This window comes from Empedobacter sp. GD03861 (assembly GCF_029840885.1).
Lineage (GTDB): Bacteria > Bacteroidota > Bacteroidia > Flavobacteriales > Weeksellaceae > Empedobacter > Empedobacter falsenii_B.
This window is the reverse complement of record NZ_JAOCDJ010000010.1, coordinates 1-19,114: the sequence shown is the minus strand read 5'-3', so window position 1 is coordinate 19,114 and position 19,114 is coordinate 1. Positions and strand designations below refer to the sequence as shown.

Genomic DNA, 19,114 nt, shown 5'->3' with positions numbered 1-19,114 from the left:
ATGAGTTGAAATGACGAAGTTTTGAATTTAATACACAATATTTCCTTTTACGATTAATGAACGCACTGGCGACATTCTCGAAACCGCTTCTGCAGAACAACTTGCATCAATCAAGATAATATTAGCATCGTCGCCTTCTTTTGGCCATTGTTGCGCACCTTTATCATTCAACGGAATTGGTCCTGCTGTAGCTAATTTCAACATTCTTGATAATCCAAATTCAGAACTTTGTCCGTATAATTGTGCTGCAAGATTTGCTTTCTGTAAAACACTTCCTGTTCCAAATGTGTTCCAATAATCCACAATGCTATCGTTTCCTGTTAGTACGGTTACATTATGTTTTAATAAAGTTGGAATTGGCATAACTAAACTACCAAAAGGAATAGTAGATACAATTCCAATTTTCGCTGCGCCCAATTGTTCAGCAATGGCTTCTTGTTTTGATTTGTCTAAAGTTGCTAATGCAAAAGAATGACTGACGAATGTTTTTCCTCTTAATTGAGGATTTTCGTTTACTTTTTTAATTAAATAATTAATTGTATCATGACCAGATTTCCCTGATTCGTGCAAGTGAATATCGATTCCTTTGTTATGATCTACCGCTAATTGAATTGTTGCATCCATTGTTTTTTCGATTGATCCGTCCACGTTTGTTGGATCTAAACCTCCAATAAAATCGATGTTCATTTTAGCAGCTTCTTTCATATACGGCATCGAATCAGTGTAGAATAAACCGTGCTGAGGAAAAGCAACCAATTCAGCTCCAAACGAATCTTTTTTGTTCGCCAAAGCAATTTCTAAATTCTTCAATGAATCTAATTTAGAAGTTGGTTCTATGTTCACATGACTACGCGCGAAACCAGTTCCGTACGATTGTAATAATTCAATCAATTTTTCGGCTTTGTATGTCGATTTTTTCAACATTTCTGGCAAAACTTTTTGCTCTAATTCAATCATACCTTTGATTCCTCCAGAACGACGAACTGCGCGCCATCTATCGGCGTACAAGGTTTTGTCTAAGTGAATGTGCATATCTTTGAAAGACGGTAACATCAACAAACCTTTCGCATCGATTGCTTTTGCATTCGGTTGATTTGGACTAATTTTTTTGATTTTTCCATTCGAAATTTCAATAGTAAAAAGATCTGTTTTTGTGCCAATGATTTCATCATGTTCATATTCAAAACCTGTTTCTAAACGAACGTTTTTCAAAGTGAAATTTCCTGATTTTGTCACATTCGTTTTATCTATTTCAAAATCTGGTGCTGCTTGTAAAAATCCTGGTAAGAAAGAAAATCCTGCTAATCCTAAAGCTGAATTTTTAAGAAAATCTTTACGAGATATGTTATTATTCATTGTGTTTAAATTTATTGTAGCTAAATTACAATGAATCAAAACAAATGGTTAGTATAATAACTTCTAAAACTTGTAAGATTTATATGTCATTAAGGGTTTCTAAATTCTGATGGAGTAAGATCGGTTTGCGCTTTAAAAAAGTTCGAAAAATAGGCGTGGTCAGTAAAACCTAACTCGAAAGCTATTTCTTTGATGGATAAATCTCCTGATTTTAAAAGTCGTTTTGCTTCGATAATAATTCGTTGTTGAATAAGTTGTGTAGCAGAAACTTTCAGATGTTTTTTGCATAAGATATTCAGGTAATTAGCCGAAATATGTAATTTCTCTGCATAAAAAACAACCGATTTTTCTTCCTTGTAAAATTCATCAATTAACATATTAAATTTCGCTAATCTTGGATTGGATTGATAAACTTTAAATTCTGTAAAAATTTGTTCTGCTTCTTTACTCACAATTGCCGCAATAACCGCTGCACGAGCATTAATCAAATGAACCAAAGAATTCTCAGACTTTAATTCTTCTTTTATGGCATTGAATTCATACATCAATTTAGAAAAAGCTTCGTCCGATAATTTTATAACTGGATGATTTTGATAATTGGTAAATGAAAAGCGAAAATATGGTGCAAATTGCTCGAAAAATGAGCGTTCTGTCATCAATTGATAACCAATTGTTCCATCGTTTATTTGCCATTTATGCATCTGTCCAGGAAACAAAATATGAATTTCTTTGTTATCGATTGGATAATCTTTCGAATCAATATTATGCGTTCCAGAAGCTTTGTCAAAAAGAATAATTACAAAAAAATCGTGCTTGTGTGGTTTATCTATATGTCGTTCGCCATGCAATTCATTAAACAGCAATTCATCGCGACCAGCTAGTTGTCCTTTTCGAAAACTTTTTATGCTGATAATAGGTATTGAATCTTGGTTTTCTGAATCTTGCATAAGATAAAAATTAGTTTAATAATCAAATGAATTGTTAGAAATTTTACTTTTTTGACTTGTGTAATTTATAAATAAAAATAGAATTAATTGATGAGCTTTGAAAGAATTTTTATTAGAAACTTAAAACTATTATATTTGCATTTGTATGGAAAATTTTGTTGTTTCAGCCAGAAAATATCGCCCGCTAAATTTTGAAGATGTAGTTGGACAAGCGTCTATTACAAATACTTTGGAGCAAGCGATAAAGTCAAATCAATTGCCGCAAGCTCTTTTATTTTGTGGACCAAGAGGTGTTGGAAAAACAACATGTGCTCGAATTTTAGCACGTAAAATCAACGAAGAAAATGGAGTAGAAGGCGATCAAGATTTTGCTTTCAATATTTTTGAGTTGGATGCGGCATCAAATAATTCGGTTGACGATATCAGAAATTTAATCGATCAAGTGCGTATAGTTCCTCAAATTGGGAAATATCGTGTCTACATTATTGATGAGGTTCATATGTTGTCAACAGCGGCTTTTAATGCATTTCTGAAAACGTTAGAAGAGCCACCAGCGCACGCTATTTTTATTTTGGCAACTACAGAAAAACACAAAATTATTCCTACTATTCTTTCTCGTTGTCAGATTTATGATTTCAAACGAATTGGAGTTGAAGACATCAAAGGGCATTTGAAAAATGTTGCTGAAAAAGAACAAGTAACTTTTGAAGATGATGCATTGCATTTGATTGCTCAAAAAGCTGATGGTGCATTACGTGATTCATTGTCAATCTTTGATAGAATGTCAACTTTTACCAATAAAAATTTGACCTATTCTTCTGTTGCAGAAAACTTGAATGTATTAGATTACGATTACTATTTCAAGATGACAGATGCGTGTTTGGAAAATGATATTCCGCAAGCGATGTTGCAATTGAATGATATTTTGAACAAAGGTTTTGATGCACATTTATTTATTTGTGGTTTGGGTGCTCATTTTCGTGATTTATTAATGGCGAAAACAGCTAATACAGTAAGTTTATTGGAAGTAGGAGAGCGTATAAAAGCAAAATATTTGGAGCATGCGCAAAAATGTTCAGCAACGTTTTTATTTGGAGCAATTGAAATTTGTAATGAGGCAGATTTAAACTACAAATCGAGTAAAAATCCACGTTTAACAGTTGAAATTGCATTGATGCAATTGGCTTCGTTAACGGCAGAAGAAAACGGGCTTAAAAAAAAAAGTATAGGATAGTTCCGCCAACGTTTTATTTTTCTGAACAACAAACTTCTAAAATTGAAGTTCCTCAAATTCAGCAAAATAATTCTATTCCTCAAAATGGGCAAACTTCACAACAGGTAAATACGCAACACGTTAAAACTTCGATTTCGGAAGAAGTCAAAGAATATACACGTGCTTCAAAACCGATCAGAACAAATGGTAATTCGTCGTTTAGTCTTAAGATGGCTTTGCCTGGAGCAAAAGTTGAAGAACATCAGGAAGAGATTTTACGAAATGATTTGCCTCGAGAAAAGTTTACATTGGGTCAAGTAAAAGAAGGTTGGAAAAGATTTTTGGATCGATTAAAAATTGAACATAATATTCCGTCATATAATGCTTTGATGACAACAGAGCTTGGTTTGGAAGGTGATGAAATTATTTTTGAATTTACTTCTCATTCATCAGAACAAGAATTTGAGGAATACCGTGATCGAATCAGAAATAGTTTGAGAGCATTCCTTAAGAATCACTATTTTAGCATTCAAATTAAGTTTTCTGAGAAGGAAGCAACGAATCATATCTTATCAAACAAAGAGAAATTTGAGAAATTATCAGATAAAAACCCGGTTTTGTTAAAATTAAAAGAAGAATTTGGTTTAGATTTGTATGATTAATGAAAGTTTCTTATTAAACTTGCAATAAATTTTTATAAATAATGAAAAAAGTTCTTTTAGGGATTTTTGTTGTTGCGTCGTTAGTGTCTTGTAACAAAGGAAAATCTGTAGACAAATTAGAAAGCGAAGATCAAAAAGCTTCTTATGCTTTCGGAACTGGTCTTGGTGAGCAAATCAAAGGTCTTGGAGGACGTTTAGTTGAAACTGATAGTATCAACTACGATCAATTAGAAAAAGGGATCCGCGATTACTTAAAAGCAGGTAAAGAAGGTAGAGAATCTTACGCGATTGGTCAACAAGTTGGTCAGCAAATTGAGACGGTTATTAACCAACAACAATTAGATCAAATGGACAAGGATATTATTGTTCAAGGGATTATGGATGTTGTACGTCACAAAAAATTGTTGATTACACAAGAAGCGGGAATGGGAATTTTAGATACGTATGCAAAAAATCACCAACAAAACTTGGTTAAGAAAAATGCAGACGAGTCTAAAAAATTAGTAGACGAGAAGAAAAAAACTTCTGGTGCTAAAACAACTGCTTCTGGATTAGTTTATGTTGTAGAAAAAGAAGGAACAGGTGCTAAACCAAACATTAATAGTATTGTTAAAGTAAAATATACTGGTAAAATTTTAGCTACTGGTAAAACTTTTGACAGTACAGATAAAAACCCTGAAGCTAAAGGAGGTGTAGAATTTCCTTTGAACCAAGTTATTCCAGGATGGTCAGAAGGTTTACAATTAATGTCTAAAGGATCTAAATACAAATTCTATATTCCAGCTAACTTAGGTTACGGTGAAATGGGAGCTCCTGGAGGACAAATTGGACCAAACCAAGCATTAGAGTTCGAAGTAGAATTAGTAGACTTTAAAGAAGGTCAACCAGCTCCACAAGGACAACCAGGTGCGCAAGGAGGACAAGGTTTATCTGAAGAGCAAATTAAAGAATTACAAAAACAATTCGAAGCTCAAGCACAACAAGGTAAATAATCATCGATTAGATATAACAAAAAATCCACTCAATTGAGTGGATTTTTTTTATGGATTAATTTTTAAATTATTTCAAATATTTAAAAATTTGATTTGCTTCTACAGAACCTTTTTTGATTGTAACAAGATTTTTATCCTTGTCGAATAAATAAAATGTAGGAATAGAAGTTGGTTGAAATGTTGGACCAAATTCGTAATTAGAATCATATAATAATTCTACATTTTTATTGTTTACAAAATTAGATGCGTGCTCTTTTAGGAAAGGGATAGCGTCTTTTGCTTCGTATTCAGAAACCAAAATAATCTGAGTGTTTTTTAAATGTTCTTCGTAATTATTGCTGAAATGATTCAAGGCTAATTGGCAGTGAATACATGTTGGCGAGTATAAAACGATTAACATTTGTTTTCCTTTTTTGATATCTTTTGAACTGAAAATTCCTTCGGATTGCATTTTAACGAAAGAAAATTCTGGAATAGATTTTAGCGTATTTTCTGTTTGTGCAAATGTAAAAATCGAACAAAAGAATATAAATAAAGCAGTAATTTTTGTTTTCATGTTTTTAAGAAAAATTTTGACGGAAGTTAGTCAATTCTATCCAAAATAAAAACGACAGTTTATAAAACTGTCGTTTTCCTATTAAATAAATGCTAAAAATATGTTTAACTCTGAGAAAATTAGAATTTGAAATTTACTTGTGCTGCCATATTAAATGGATCGATTTGGTTGATGTAACCTCCACGGAAGTAAGAATTGTATCCTAACTGATCTGTAATGTTATTGAAGAATAAACGGAAGTCAAATCTTTTCATAGAATATCCAACTTGCGCATTCAATGTATAATAATCTGGCAATAAGAAAGGTTTACTTCCTCCATAGAAATTACCATGTGCATCACGATCTAAACTTTGTTCGTTAGATGGTCTTGATCCTACATAGTAAACACCAGCAGAAACAGTGAAACCATTCAAGAAATTATTTTCAATAAACTTATATTGAACCCAAGCATTTGCTGTGTTGTAAGGCGCATTAGATGGTCTTGAACCTTCTACATATTGAGGAGAATCGTGGTAACCAGCATCTAAGTATGCGTATCCTAACATTACTTGTAAGTTTGGTAATGGACGACCTGCAACTTCAAACTCGATACCTTTACGTCTCAAATTACCAGCTTTTTCGTATAAACCAGTTGCTGTTTGATTTTCGTATGTTTCGTATGTTAAGTTATCGTTGTTCATGTTGAAGTAAACTACGTTTGCACGTAAACGGTCGTTGAACCATTGTGTTTTAACACCAACTTCTACTTGATCTGTAACAGAAGGTCCAGCTTTGCTTCCATCAGTCATAATGTTTAAAGCAGAGCGTAAACTTGTGTTTGTTGCATAAGTAATGTAAGCATTTACATTTCTCCAAGGAGAAACAACTAAACCAACAACAGGATCTACAACACCATCGTGGTTATCGATTAAATAGCTATAACGTAAACCTCCAACAAATGTGATTAAATCTTTATAAGAGAAATGATGTTGTGTCATAAATCCGTAAGAATAACCTCTTGATAGATTTGTTTTGTCTTTGTTCCAAGCTAATTTAGCTTCTTGCTCAGGAGTTAAGTTGATCGAATGGTTAATATCTTTGAAAACATCAATTTGATCAATAGTTCCGATACCATCTGCAGTTCTTGTTTCTAAACGGTTGATTGTATAATCATATCCAGCTTGCCAATTCCATTTGAAATCACCAAATCTCATATCTTTACCAATCAAGTCAATTTGTAAAGTCGAGTTTCTATCATCTCTAAAAGAACGACCTAATCCACGATTACGAATGTTATATTCTGTACTTCCTTTTGGTAAAGCTAACGTTGCTCCTAATTGGTCACTGTTGTAGAAGTTACTAAAGTAAGCAACTCTAGCACTAATATTATTTGTTAACTGTCTTGTAATACGAGCAGCGTAAGAATAGTTTTTGATTTCGGTATTATCGATATCATATCCCATAAATTTATCACCGATATCGTATAAAGCTTCAGTAAAATTATCTCCTAAATTGATAGTTCCACGATCTGGCGTTTTATCTCCTTTGTAATAATCAAACTCAGCAACAAATTCAGTTTTATCATCAATTTTCCAAGCCATAGATGGATTTACATAGAAAGAATTACTGTTAATAACATCTCTATAACTATCTCCATTGTTATATGAACCTGTTAAACGGAAAGCTAAATTTTTATCTTCTGTAACTGTTCGTTGAATATCATATGTAGAACGGAAAGTATTCCAGCTTCCATATTGAGCAGAAATATGTCCTTGGTTGATGTAACGTGGCGTTTTTGTTGTAACGTTAATTACACCTCCAGCAGAACCTAATCCATTTCCAATTCCTTGTGTAACCGCAGCAGAACCACGAATAACTTGAATAGATTCTACACCAGCCATATCAATAACAGCAGATCCTGTACGGAAATCAGAGTCCATACGAACACCATTTTTTAAGACAGGAACTCCTCTATATCCACGAATAGACATCGACTCGCGAATACCTCCATAATTTCCAAATAACGTAACACCTGGTACATTACGAGTAGCATCTGTAATTGTTTGTGCACCTTGTTCTTCAATTAACTTTTCAGAAATAATTGAAATAGATTGAACTTGATCTTGAGGATTTGCAGGAAAACGTGTAATTGTTTCTAAACCTCTTTGATTCTTGTTACGATCTCCAAAAATTTCAACTTCTTGTAGATTGCTAATTGAATCTTTTTTTTCTTTCGTTGTTTCTTGTGCGAACGCAGTAGAAAAACTTAGTATAGTAAGTGTAGCTAGTAAAAGTTTATTCCTTTTCATATGTTATGTATATTTATTCTAAATAAAATTAATGCTGCAAATTTAATTAGACTTAGTATAAATAAAAAAAAGAAATCGACTGATAGATATCATCTATCAGTCGATTTTGTTAAATATTTTAAGAAAATGGATGTTTACTCGAAAAAAGAGAAGTGTACGTTTCCGTATTTTTTGTGTTGTACAAAGTTTGGATGCTCTTCAAAAGAAATGCTTGATGGGTGTTCTAAAACAAAATTTCCACCTTCTTCTAACCATTGATTATCGATAACCAAATTTGGGATTTTTTTGTAAGTTTCTACATCCAAATCGTAAGGAGGATCAGCAAAAATAATATCAAACTTTTTGATAGGTTGTTTGTCCAAATATTTAATGACATCACTTTTTACAGTTGTAATGATTTCATCTAATTTTAATTGTTTCGCTGTTTCGTCCAAAAATTTTACACAACCGTAGAAATTATCAACCGAAGTTACTTTTTTTGCTCCACGCGAAGCAAACTCTAATGAAATACTTCCTATTCCAGAGAATAAATCTAAAACGGTAATTTCGTCGAAATACCATTCGTTGTTTAAGATATTAAATAAAGCTTCTTTCGCGAAGTCTGTTGTTGGGCGCACCGGCAAGTTAGTTGGTGCTGTGATTCTTTTTCCTTTTAATGTTCCTGAAATGATTCGCATTCGAATAATTTATATAATGTAAAATATTGCCCAAGTTGTTTGTCTGCTTCGTTAAACGAAATATGACGCACATATTTTTGTAAAGTTTCGTAAAAATCTGGCGAATTTAAGATATCACCAAAAGCATATAACGAAACGGTATTTGGACTAATATTTAATTGATTTAATGTATACAAAATGTAAAACAAAAAGTCTTCTTTCGTTTTTGTTTCAAATAGATTATAAAAAATAAATTCTCCATTGCTTAACACACAAACTTCTAATTTTTGATGCATTAAATTGATATAAATTTCATCGTTTTTAGAATTAATCATTCCATAATCTACCAAGAATTTGCCCGAATGATACAAACGTGCATTTTGCAAATTCGGTAACGAAAGCAAAATATCTTTTAGCGGATAATGAATATTGTAGATAATTGAAGCATCTACATTTTCCAAAGGACAATCGATTGCTAATTTTACAGGACTATAGTTAGAAAGTGATAACAATTCCTCGAAAGGTTTGTGCGCAAAGAGATTTGGAACAACATTTACAGTTGTCGACAAAAAACAAATATGCACATAATCATATTCTTGTAGCAAAGTCAAATTAGAACGCAATTCATGTTCAATCTCAATTTCCGTTTTGTTAAGATTTGTAAAATCTACCGAATAGTCATACACATCCGAGTACGAAGTGGTTTCCCCGTCGGTTGTTTTGGTAATATAACTAAGCATATCGTGAGATAGTAAAATCGCTAACGAACGTTGAGTTGTTTTTGACATAAATTTTTCTTTATCCTTGAATTTTTAACTCGCTGATTAAGATGTATATTAATCCTAATGAAATCAAAAATAACAAAATTTTGAAAGCAATCTTCATACAGAAAATTTATTTTAGCAAAGATACTATAATTATTTTGTTGATTAAAGAAGCATTTCAGCCGAATCTATTTTAAATTTACAGAAATTTGAAATTAAAAATAGTGAAAAAAATAGCCGTAATTCCAGCTCGTTATGCAGCAACACGTTTTCCAGGTAAATTAATGCAACAATTGGGCGATAAAACTGTGATAAGAATGACGTACGAAAATGTTGTTGCAACTGATTTGTTTGACGATGTTTTTGTGGTGACAGATTCTGATTTAATTTTTGATGAAATTGTTTCGCACAATGGAAAAGCAATTATGAGTATCAAAGATCACGAAACAGGAAGTGATAGAATTGCTGAAGCTATACAAGATATAGAATGCGATATTATCCTAAATGTGCAAGGCGATGAACCATTTGTGAACGAAAAAGCTTTGGCAGATATTTTATCCTCTTTTGATGGAGAATTAGGAAAAACTGTAGATGTGGCGACTTTAAAAGAATCCATTACAAAAGAAGAAGATATTAACAATCCTAATTTTGTAAAAGTGGTCACTGATATCAATGATTTTGCGCTTTATTTTTCTCGTTCAGCAATTCCATTTGCACGTGAAACTAATTTTACACCAAATTATTTTCGTCATTTAGGGATTTATGCATTTAGAAAAGAAGCTTTGTTGAAGTTTTCAACACTTGAAATGCGTCAAAATGAGCGTGCAGAAAAATTAGAACAATTACGTTATTTGGAATACGGAATGAAGATTAAAGTGATTGAAACCGAATCGATAGGAGTAGGAATTGATACACCAGAAGATTTAGAGCGTGCAAAAAAGTACTTATCCACTATTGTTAAAAAATAATCTTTAAACTTTTTATGATTTATATTTGCCCTAAAATCAGCTATACTTGACGTGGAAATGAAATAATTAAGTTAATTAATACTTAAAAAAATATTTCGGTATGAATGTTGTTGTAAAATGGAGTAAATAAGTAAAATAGTGATTATGAGTGATTCATGGAAAGAATACGAAGCAGAAGGATTAATTGAAAAAAGATCCTTTTTAGTTTCAAAAGATGGTCTTGTAAAAAAATTATACACAGGACAAGATAAATACAAAATCTTAGAAGGAGCGATTAACAATGGTTATCGTGCGATTTGGGTAACAAAAGCAGACGGAAAACGTACAGCTAAATATGTACATAAAATGGTTGCCGAAACTTTTTTACCAAATAAAGACAATAAAGAATATGTAGTGCATTTGGATCATAACAAATTAAACAACGCAATGGATAATTTGAAATGGGCAACATTGGACGAATGGAAAGAGCACAACAAGGATTTATTTAGAATGATGAAAGGACGTTCTCGTTTAGACAGTATTCCAAATAGTAAGTTGACAGAAGCACAAGTTATTCGTCTGAAAAAGAAATTAATTGATCCAAATAGAAAAACAAAAATTTCTACACTAGCAAAACAATTTAATATTTCTCAAGGTCAGGTTTACCGTATTTTAAGAGGTGAAAATTGGGCTCATATAGAAGTTAAAAAAGACTAAAAGACAATATTTCTTTACAGAACTTTAAATTAGTTTTTATATCTTGTTCGACAGATTGTTAAAAATTAAAAAAGTTCTTATGTCGAAATTGACGTTTAGCGCGCTTATGATTTCATTATTTTCTGTGACTACATTTGCACAAAATGCAGAGAAAATAATCGAAACTCATATTCAAAAAACAGGAGGTGAAGCAGCTTGGAATAATTTGAACAGTATTATCCTAAAAGGAGAAGCCATTATAAATGTTGGAGATTCTTATCCAATGATTGTTTATCATCAACGCCCTTACAACAAAAAAGTAGTGTTTGTGATGAATGGAAAAGAAATCTTGAACGAAGGATATGATGGTAGAATGGGATGGACATACAGTGAAGTTGCTAAGAAAAATGTAGCTGTAAAAGATTATAAACCAGACTCTTTTGATTCGGATATTTTGAAATATAAACAAAAAGGATTTAAAGTAAAATACTTAGGTGTAGATAAATACGATCAAAATAATAGCTGTTACAAAATAGAATTAACAAAAAATACAAATTCTACAATATATTGTTTTGATAAAAATTCGTACGAAATTGTAATGGAAAAAAATAAAGACGAAACACTTTATTACTCTAATTTCAAGACGTATAACGGATTATCTTTTGCCACAAAAGTGGTAGGAAAACCAGTTGATGGAGGAGAATATGTGATTAAATTTAATGACATAAAAATCAACCCAGCAATAGATAAGAAAAATTTTAAATTCTAAATATATAAAAAGTGGTTCATCAAGAATCACTTTTTTATTTCTGTTGATTTATACTGCTTAGGTAGTATAAGTTTTTTACTTTTGTACTCTGAATGAAGAAATTAAAATATGGCTTTAGACTCTATATTTGATCAAAATAAAAAATACGAGAAGAGCTTTTTTCTAAGATTATTAGAGAAAGCAAGAAAAGATTATCCAGATTCAATTTCTTTTATAGATGATCTAATTTCTAAACTTCAAAATAACCCTACATATCGATTAATTTTTCGCGAAGAACTTCAAAATACATTCGGGAAAATCAATTTCGTTAGCTATTTAGTAGATAGTGGAATTCATCTGGAAGATAATTTATTATCCATTTTTCGAAAGAAAATAATGGATTCTCTTTTACCAGATATCGAAGATAATAATGAATTAACTTCTGTGGTAAATGAGATTTTTTATAATTCGAAAAACTTATCAGCAATCCGAATTATTCCAAGAGATCGTTGGCGAAAATTTTTCGAAGTATTGTATCAAGATATCGAACCAGATAATTTTAAAGGAAACGTTAACAATATTCAGAATCAGCTTTTACAAGCAATTTCTATTTTGACGGTTCGTATTACTGGAGGATTTTCGGATAAAGAAATGATGCGTTACAGTAACGAGGTTAATTATCTTGATAATCCATTCTCTAAACTTTCGATGCAGATTAGTAACATTATCGAAAATCCACAAGCTGGCTTTGATATGTTAGAAATCAAAGAAAGTATTTCGAAATGTAAACATTTGTTAAATGATATTTTAACACAAAAAGATTACAAAGGAATTTCATTGAAAGTTGCATCAAAAATCAATCGTTTGCAACAACAATTAGTTCGTTTGCAAACAATTTTAAACAGTTATAATGAACTAAGATTACACGGAATAATTTCTTTCTATAGTCTTGCAACAAAGAAATGGGTTGAATTTTATGCCCCGAAAAACTTTATGAGTAATCAGTTAGGTTCTACGGTTTATTTAATCACTTTCTTAGTGACTTATCATAATGGTAAAACGGGAGAAAAATATATCACGCAAACAGCCAAAGAGTACAACAAAATGTTTTGGACAGCTTGTGGAGGTGGTTTTATCGTTTCATTTTTGTGTTTTATCAAAACCGGAATTGGAAATATACATGATACATCGCCACTGTTTAAAGCGTTTTTCTTTAGTATTAATTACGCTGTTGGTTTCTGTACGATTTATTTGACACATATGACACTTGCTACAAAACAGCCTTCTATGACAGCGGCTCGTTTAGCTCGTTCGCTTGTACCGACTTCAGGTTCTGAACTGAATGTGAAAGATTTTACAACTTTATTTGCGCAATTAGTAAGAAGCCAAATGATTGCTTTTTTAGGAAATGTTGTTGCTGGTTTTGTTGTTTCATTAGGAATTTTTTATTTACTGAACGAAATCTTAGGATTAGAAGTTTTAAAATATTCTAAAGCTTATCATTATTGGGAAGAAGTGGTGACAATGGATTGGCATATTTTTTACTTTGGAGCAATTGCTGGAGTCTTCTTATTCCTTTCAGGATTAATTTCGGGAATTACAATTAATAATCAACGTTTTCATAATATTCCAGAACGTATTTATAATCATCCCATTTTGAAGAAATCATTTTCAGAACGTAGAAGAAGAAGAATTTCGAATTGGTTTGAGAAAAATATGGGAGGAGTTGTCGGTAATGTTGCATTCGGTTTTATGATGGGATGTGCCTTTTTGATTGGCGATTTTACAGGTCAACCTTTCGATATTCGACACATTACTTTCGTTTCAGGAAACTTCGCGATTGGTATTGGAGGAATGGGCTATCATTTTGATATTGGACCAATGATTATTGGTTTTATTGCAATTTTTATGGTAGGTTGGAGCAACTTCTTAGTTAGTTTTATCTTATCATTATTAATGGCAATGAGATCTAATAATATTCCTTTTTATAAGATTTTTACAATGATTTCACATACATTAAAAGCATTTTTCCGAAATCCATTACCATTTTTTATTCCGCCTTTATGGACAAAAAACAAAGAAGAAGCTTAGTTAGAAATGGAAACGAACTTAGAAAAACAATTACGTTACGATAAAGCTTATCTTAAAATGGCTTTTGAATGGGCAAATCTATCCTATTGCGAACGCAAAAAAGTTGGTGCAATTATTGTTAAAAATCGAATGATTATTTCTGATGGTTACAATGGTACGCCAAGTGGTTTTGAGAATAAATGCGAGGATGAAGAGGGGAATACAAAATGGCATGTTTTGCACGCCGAAGCAAATGCAATTCTAAAATGTGCAACTTCTACACAATCTGCAGAAGGAGCGACATTGTATATCACACTTTCGCCTTGTACAGATTGTAGCAAACTTATTTTACAAGCAGGTATAAAGCGCATCGTTTACATTCAACAATACAAAGATCTTTCTGGGTTAGAGTTTTTAGAAAAATCAGGAATTACAATTAGACAAATTACAGAAGAAGAATTATACAGTTAACATTTCAATGAGAAGTTTTTTCAAGGTTATTAATATCGTATTAGTTGTGATAATTATTTTCTTAATCGGTTTTATGGTTGGGAAAAAATACGACTTTGCGTTCGATGAAAACAAGGATGTTGTAGGTTTGCAATATTCGGATAACGAACAAAAAATTCGTCGATTAGTTTCTTTGATTGACAATGAATATGTGAACGATGTTAATTCGGATAGTTTGGTTGATGATGCGATTCATTATATGGTTGCCAAGCTAGATCCACATAGTACATATATCGACAAAGCTTCTGTACAAAAGGCAGAGGAGCAATTGAAAGGTGAATTTGTTGGAATTGGAATTCAATTTCGCACAATGAATGACACCATTGTTGTTGAACGTACTTTACCTGGAACGAAAAATTATGGCAAACTAGAATTTGGAGATCAATTAATTGCTGCAGATAATCAATCTTTGGTTGCAAAAGATAATAAAACAATAGAAGGTTTATTGAAGGGGAAGAAAGGATCGGAAGTTAAACTATCTGTTATTCGCGATCAAAAACCAATTTCTGTTACGCTAAATCGTACTATTGTACCAATTCCTACGGTTACTGGAAAACATATGTTAACGAAAGATATTGGTTATCTTAAATTGACTCGTTTTTCTGAAAATTCTGCAAATGAAGTTCACGAAGGTTTACAAAATTTATTGGATCAAGGAATGAAAACTTTGGTTTTTGATTTACGTGGAAATCCAGGTGGAATCATGCATATTGCCGAAGAAATAGCCGATGAATTTTTAACAAAAAATGAATTAATTGTTTACACACAAGACAAACAAAAACGTAAAAAATATATTTACGCTACAAATAAAGGTCTTTTCGAACAAGGAAAAATTTACGTCTTAATGGACGAAAATTCTGCTTCCTCGAGTGAGATTGTTGCGGGAGCGTTACAAGATTATGGACGCGGAATTATCGTTGGTCGTCGTTCGTTTGGTAAAGGTTTGGTACAGCGCGAAATTAATTTGGGCGATGATACCAAAGTTCGTTTAACAGTTGCGAATTATTACACACCTTCTGGACGATCTATTCAAAAACCATTTGATAAAAAAACTGCAAAATACAGTGACGATTTATACAAACGATTAAAATCGGGTGAATTATATAGTAAAGATTCAATTAAAATTAATAAAGACTTAGAGTTTACGGCGCCTTCAGGTAAAAAAGTGTACGGTGGTGGTGGAATTATTCCTGATGAGTTTGTTGCATTAGATACAAATTCGGTTTCGAACTGGTTGTATTATAATCAAGATGCAAATTATTTTAATGACTTTTTATTCAAGAAAATTTATTCAATTCACGATTTTTTCATGTTTCATAACGAAGCAATTTATTTGAAATATTTCAGTGCTGGAATGTATAGAAATGAGTTTTTAGGTGTTTTAGGAATTCCTTCAAATGAGTTTAACCCTGTCTTTTCAACAACTGTTGATAACTACATGAAAGCCACAATTGCTGGAACTTTATATGGTTCTCGAGCATTTTATCAAGTTTGGATGCCCGAAGATGAAATGATAAAGCGTATTTTTGAACTTGAAAAAATAACGAAGTAAATGCTGTGGAAAGATGCTTTGTATGACTATCAAATGTATCTGAAATTAGAAAAAAGAGTTTCTGCCAATACAATTGAAGGTTATCTACGCGATATTCAAAAATTAATTAATTATTCTGATAAACAACCTTTAGATTATTCACAAGATGATTTGAGGGATTTTGTACACGATTTTGCATCGAGCGAATATAGCGTGCGTTCGCAAGCGCGTGTTATTTCTGGCTTGAAAAGCTTTTTTGGGTACTTACAACTCGAAGATTTTAGAGAAGATAATCCAACTTCTTTGCTCGAAACTCCAAAAATTGGGATGAAACTTCCTGATGTACTTTCTGAAAAAGAAATTGATAAAATGATTGAAGTAATTGATTTATCAAAACCAGAAGGACAGCGCAATCGTGCGATTATAGAAGTGCTTTATGGTTGTGGTTTGCGTGTTTCGGAATTGATAAATCTCAAAATTTCTGATCTTTTTTTTGATGATGGTTTTATTCGTGTTATTGGGAAAGGAAACAAACAAAGACTTGTTCCGATTAGCGATTATACGATAAAATATATTAACTTGTACAAAGAAAGTATTCGTATTCATCTTCCTATACAAGTTGGATTTGAAGATTTTTTGTTCTTAAATAGACGAGGTAAAAACCTTACACGAGTAATGATTTTTACAATCGTGAAAGAATTATCGATAATTGCTGGAGTTAAAAAAACAATTAGTCCGCATACATTTCGTCATTCTTTTGCGACTCATTTATTGAAAAATGGAGCAGATCTTCGTGCAATTCAGTTAATGTTGGGACACGAAAGTATTACGACGACTGAAATTTATACGCATGTTGATCAAGAATTTATTCGAGATGCGATTATCAAATTTCACCCGAGAAATAAATAGTTTAATCATCCTGAATCTGTTTCAGATTTTACATTAAAATAGAAAAGAAATGATAAAATCGTTTAAATTTTGTCCAAATTGTGGACATTCTATCGATCATTTTGATTTTAGAAAAATGTCGTGTAACAATTGTGATTTGGTTTATTATCAAAATGTGGCAGCTGCTGTGGCGGTTATTCTAAAAAAAGAAGATAAAATTCTTTTTACAGTTCGAAATAGAGAGCCAAAGAAAGGAATGTTAGATTTAGCTGGAGGTTTTACAGATCCAAATGAATCGGCAGAAAGAACGTGTCAACGAGAGATTGAGGAAGAATTAGGAATTAAAATTCCATTAGAGAATTTCAACTATTTTTTATCTCAACCTAATACATACGAGTACAAAGAAGTTCCATATAAAACGTGTGATTTAGCGTTTATTGCTGATTTTCCTGACGAAGAAATTACGCTTGAAAAAGATGAAATAGCAGAAGTAAAGTGGGTTTCTATCAACGAAATTAATTTAGATGAAATAGGTTTTGATTCGTTGAGAAAAGTAGTGGAAATTTATATTAATTCTTTGAAATAACTAATGTGATGCGATGTTGAAACGAGTTCAATATGACCTGTATGTCAACCTGAACTTGTTTCAGGTTCTCATCTTAAAAATTAAAACAATGAAAAAAATACTTTTACTAAGCGCGTTATTTTTAACAATTGTTTCATGTAGCACGCAAAATATAGCGGTAGATTATGACCGAGATTTTGATTTTGAAACAAATAGAACGTATTCTTTTACGCAAACAGGAAACTTAGGTTTGAATGATTTAGATTCTGTCAGATTATATTCGTCGATCGAAAAAGGAATGTTGTACAGAGGTTTTCAGAAATCGAATGATGGAGTTTTAACGCTAGATGTGAAACCTGAAGAGTTTGTTTCGAAACAACAAAATTCAAATGTAGGAATTGGAATGGGAACGGGTGGTTATGGTTTTGGAGGTGGAGTTTCGGTTGGAATTCCGATTATGTCTCAAAAACTAAATCAAAATTATACGATTTCTATGAAGGATGAAGGAAGATTAGTTTGGGAAGGAACCTTGAAAATTCAAATGCCCTTGAAAGCTTCGCCAGAAGTTCGTGCAGCAAATATTCAGAAAGGTGTAACGAAATTGCTACAAAAATTTCCACCTAAAAAGAAATAATAATTAAAAAATCCCTCGAAAACTAAAATTACGAGGGATTTATATTTTGTCCGATTTGGATATGCCGTTTCAACGGCAGAATGCGCCTTTCAGAGGTTTTTCAAACCTAAAATCATTTATCCAAAACGGCACTTACACAATATCAGTGTTTTAACCTAAAAAATATTGGTATATAATTTCGATTATGTTAAGTAGGATATTTTCATTTAATGTTATATATTTTATTGTATTTTCGTTTTTAATTAAGATCAAAATTTATGAAAAAGACTCTTTCAATAATAACCTTTTTATTTTTTATATCAGTATTTTGTCAAGAAAAATTAGAAATAGAATATGAATTCAGAAATGAATATGATATATCTAATCTAAAAGATTCTAAAATGATAGAAGTTTATAAAAACAGTAATAAAAATAGATTATATTTTAAACTTTTAAGCTCAGAAAAAGAATCTATTTTTAATAGACTAGAAAAAATAGATAATTCTCAAGGAAAAACAGGTGTGTCAATTTCTTTTACAAGTGGTCCTGGTGGATTATTTTACAAAAATTTAGAACATAGACTATCTATTTCAGAAATAAATTACAATGGAAGAAAATTACTAATTAATGATTCTATCAAAACAAAAAAATGGATTTTATACAAAGAAAAATATGATATTTTAGGATTTGAAGTCAAAAAAGCTACTCTGAAAGAGTCTAATAATTCTTATGTAGAAGCTTGGTATGCTCCAAGTTTAAAGATTAAAAATGGTCCCTCGAATTATGAAGGTTTACCAGGTGTTATTTTGAAATTAATTATTAATAATGAAGATAATAATCAGATAAATAAACAAGTATACTTAGCTACAGAAGTAAAATTAAATAATAAAATCAAAATAATAAAACCTACAAAAGGAAAACAAATGCAACAATCAGATTTTGATGCATTAATTGAGGAGGATAATAAAAAATTTAAAGAAAATTTTATGTTACCAATTGATAAAGAGTAGTCAAGTGTTAAGCGTTAAATTTAAAAATGAAGCTATATGAAGGGTTTGGTATAATTTTTTCTTTGGCTACGTAAACAAAAAAGCAGTAAAATTTTTTTACTG

General features: G+C 31.4%; 19 protein-coding genes. 13 read left to right on the top strand and 6 right to left on the bottom strand.

Going from position 1 to position 19,114, the window contains the following annotated elements; genetic code table 11:
* Positions 1-27 precede the first annotated feature (27 nt).
* Together N5D03_RS07220 and N5D03_RS07215 are read right to left on the bottom strand one after the other, a co-directional pair.
* Positions 28-1,356, bottom strand: a complete 1,329-nt coding sequence (locus tag N5D03_RS07220) for an amidohydrolase (RefSeq protein WP_280051275.1) — start codon at positions 1,354-1,356, stop codon at positions 28-30.
* Positions 1,357-1,445: 89 nt separating this feature from the next.
* A complete protein-coding gene (locus N5D03_RS07215) occupies positions 1,446-2,303 on the bottom strand; it encodes a helix-turn-helix transcriptional regulator (protein ID WP_280049623.1) in 858 nt (285 codons plus the stop codon).
* Positions 2,304-2,448: 145 nt separating this feature from the next.
* On the opposite strand from N5D03_RS07215, the gene dnaX reads away from it, so the two are divergent.
* The 3 genes from dnaX (at position 2,449) to N5D03_RS07200 (ending at position 5,170) form a co-directional block, all read left to right on the top strand.
* On the top strand, positions 2,449-3,537 hold the full coding sequence (dnaX, locus tag N5D03_RS07210) for a DNA polymerase III subunit gamma/tau (protein ID WP_115001827.1): 1,089 nt from the start codon (positions 2,449-2,451) through the stop codon (positions 3,535-3,537).
* 209 nt (positions 3,538-3,746) lie between these two features.
* Entirely contained in the window at positions 3,747-4,178 is a 432-nt protein-coding gene (locus N5D03_RS07205; RefSeq protein ID WP_280051273.1) for a hypothetical protein, read from the top strand.
* 41 nt (positions 4,179-4,219) lie between these two features.
* Entirely contained in the window at positions 4,220-5,170 is a 951-nt protein-coding gene (locus N5D03_RS07200; protein WP_125349774.1) for an FKBP-type peptidyl-prolyl cis-trans isomerase, read from the top strand.
* Positions 5,171-5,237: 67 nt separating this feature from the next.
* Here N5D03_RS07200 and N5D03_RS07195 read toward each other — a convergent pair whose 3' ends face one another.
* From N5D03_RS07195 to N5D03_RS07180, 4 genes are all read right to left on the bottom strand, one after another.
* Positions 5,238-5,726, bottom strand: a complete 489-nt coding sequence (locus tag N5D03_RS07195; protein ID WP_280051271.1) for a thioredoxin fold domain-containing protein — start codon at positions 5,724-5,726, stop codon at positions 5,238-5,240.
* A gap of 119 nt (positions 5,727-5,845) precedes the next feature.
* Complete coding sequence (locus N5D03_RS07190) at positions 5,846-8,014, bottom strand: TonB-dependent receptor (protein WP_280051269.1); 2,169 nt, start codon at positions 8,012-8,014, stop codon at positions 5,846-5,848.
* 134 nt (positions 8,015-8,148) lie between these two features.
* Positions 8,149-8,691 (bottom strand): RsmD family RNA methyltransferase, encoded by a 543-nt coding sequence (locus N5D03_RS07185; RefSeq protein ID WP_125349771.1) that lies wholly within the window; start codon positions 8,689-8,691, stop codon positions 8,149-8,151.
* Complete coding sequence (locus N5D03_RS07180) at positions 8,667-9,458, bottom strand: DUF3822 family protein (protein ID WP_280035455.1); 792 nt, start codon at positions 9,456-9,458, stop codon at positions 8,667-8,669. Before N5D03_RS07180 ends, N5D03_RS07185 begins: the two co-directional genes overlap by 25 nt.
* Positions 9,459-9,658: 200 nt before the next feature.
* On the opposite strand from N5D03_RS07180, the gene kdsB reads away from it, so the two are divergent.
* The 10 genes from kdsB (at position 9,659) to N5D03_RS07130 (ending at position 19,012) form a co-directional block, all read left to right on the top strand.
* The gene (kdsB, locus tag N5D03_RS07175) at positions 9,659-10,402 is read left to right on the top strand and encodes a 3-deoxy-manno-octulosonate cytidylyltransferase (RefSeq protein WP_125349769.1); all 744 of its coding nucleotides are present in this window, start codon (positions 9,659-9,661) and stop codon (positions 10,400-10,402) included.
* Between the two features lie 144 nt (positions 10,403-10,546).
* Positions 10,547-11,098 carry an HNH endonuclease gene (locus N5D03_RS07170; protein WP_038332702.1) on the top strand — a complete coding sequence of 184 codons (552 nt, stop codon included), beginning with the start codon at positions 10,547-10,549 and terminating at the stop codon, positions 11,096-11,098.
* A gap of 79 nt (positions 11,099-11,177) precedes the next feature.
* Positions 11,178-11,846: an outer membrane lipoprotein-sorting protein gene (locus N5D03_RS07165; RefSeq protein ID WP_221627915.1), complete on the top strand. Its 669-nt coding sequence runs from the start codon at positions 11,178-11,180 to the stop codon at positions 11,844-11,846.
* Between the two features lie 108 nt (positions 11,847-11,954).
* Positions 11,955-13,916, top strand: coding sequence for a site-specific recombinase Gcr (locus N5D03_RS07160; RefSeq protein WP_280035452.1), 1,962 nt, complete (start codon positions 11,955-11,957; stop codon positions 13,914-13,916).
* 6 nt (positions 13,917-13,922) lie between these two features.
* Entirely contained in the window at positions 13,923-14,366 is a 444-nt protein-coding gene (locus tag N5D03_RS07155; protein ID WP_125349767.1) for a dCMP deaminase family protein, read from the top strand.
* A 7-nt stretch (positions 14,367-14,373) separates the two neighbouring features.
* Entirely contained in the window at positions 14,374-15,957 is a 1,584-nt protein-coding gene (locus tag N5D03_RS07150; RefSeq protein WP_125349766.1) for a S41 family peptidase, read from the top strand.
* Entirely contained in the window at positions 15,958-16,845 is an 888-nt protein-coding gene (gene xerD / locus N5D03_RS07145; protein WP_038332712.1) for a site-specific tyrosine recombinase XerD, read from the top strand.
* Positions 16,846-16,894: 49 nt separating this feature from the next.
* Positions 16,895-17,410 carry an NUDIX domain-containing protein gene (locus tag N5D03_RS07140; protein WP_280051268.1) on the top strand — a complete coding sequence of 172 codons (516 nt, stop codon included), beginning with the start codon at positions 16,895-16,897 and terminating at the stop codon, positions 17,408-17,410.
* 88 nt (positions 17,411-17,498) lie between these two features.
* Positions 17,499-18,023: a DUF4136 domain-containing protein gene (locus N5D03_RS07135; RefSeq protein WP_185144177.1), complete on the top strand. Its 525-nt coding sequence runs from the start codon at positions 17,499-17,501 to the stop codon at positions 18,021-18,023.
* Between the two features lie 257 nt (positions 18,024-18,280).
* The gene (locus tag N5D03_RS07130) at positions 18,281-19,012 is read left to right on the top strand and encodes a GLPGLI family protein (protein WP_280051267.1); all 732 of its coding nucleotides are present in this window, start codon (positions 18,281-18,283) and stop codon (positions 19,010-19,012) included.
* Positions 19,013-19,114: the final 102 nt, after the last annotated feature.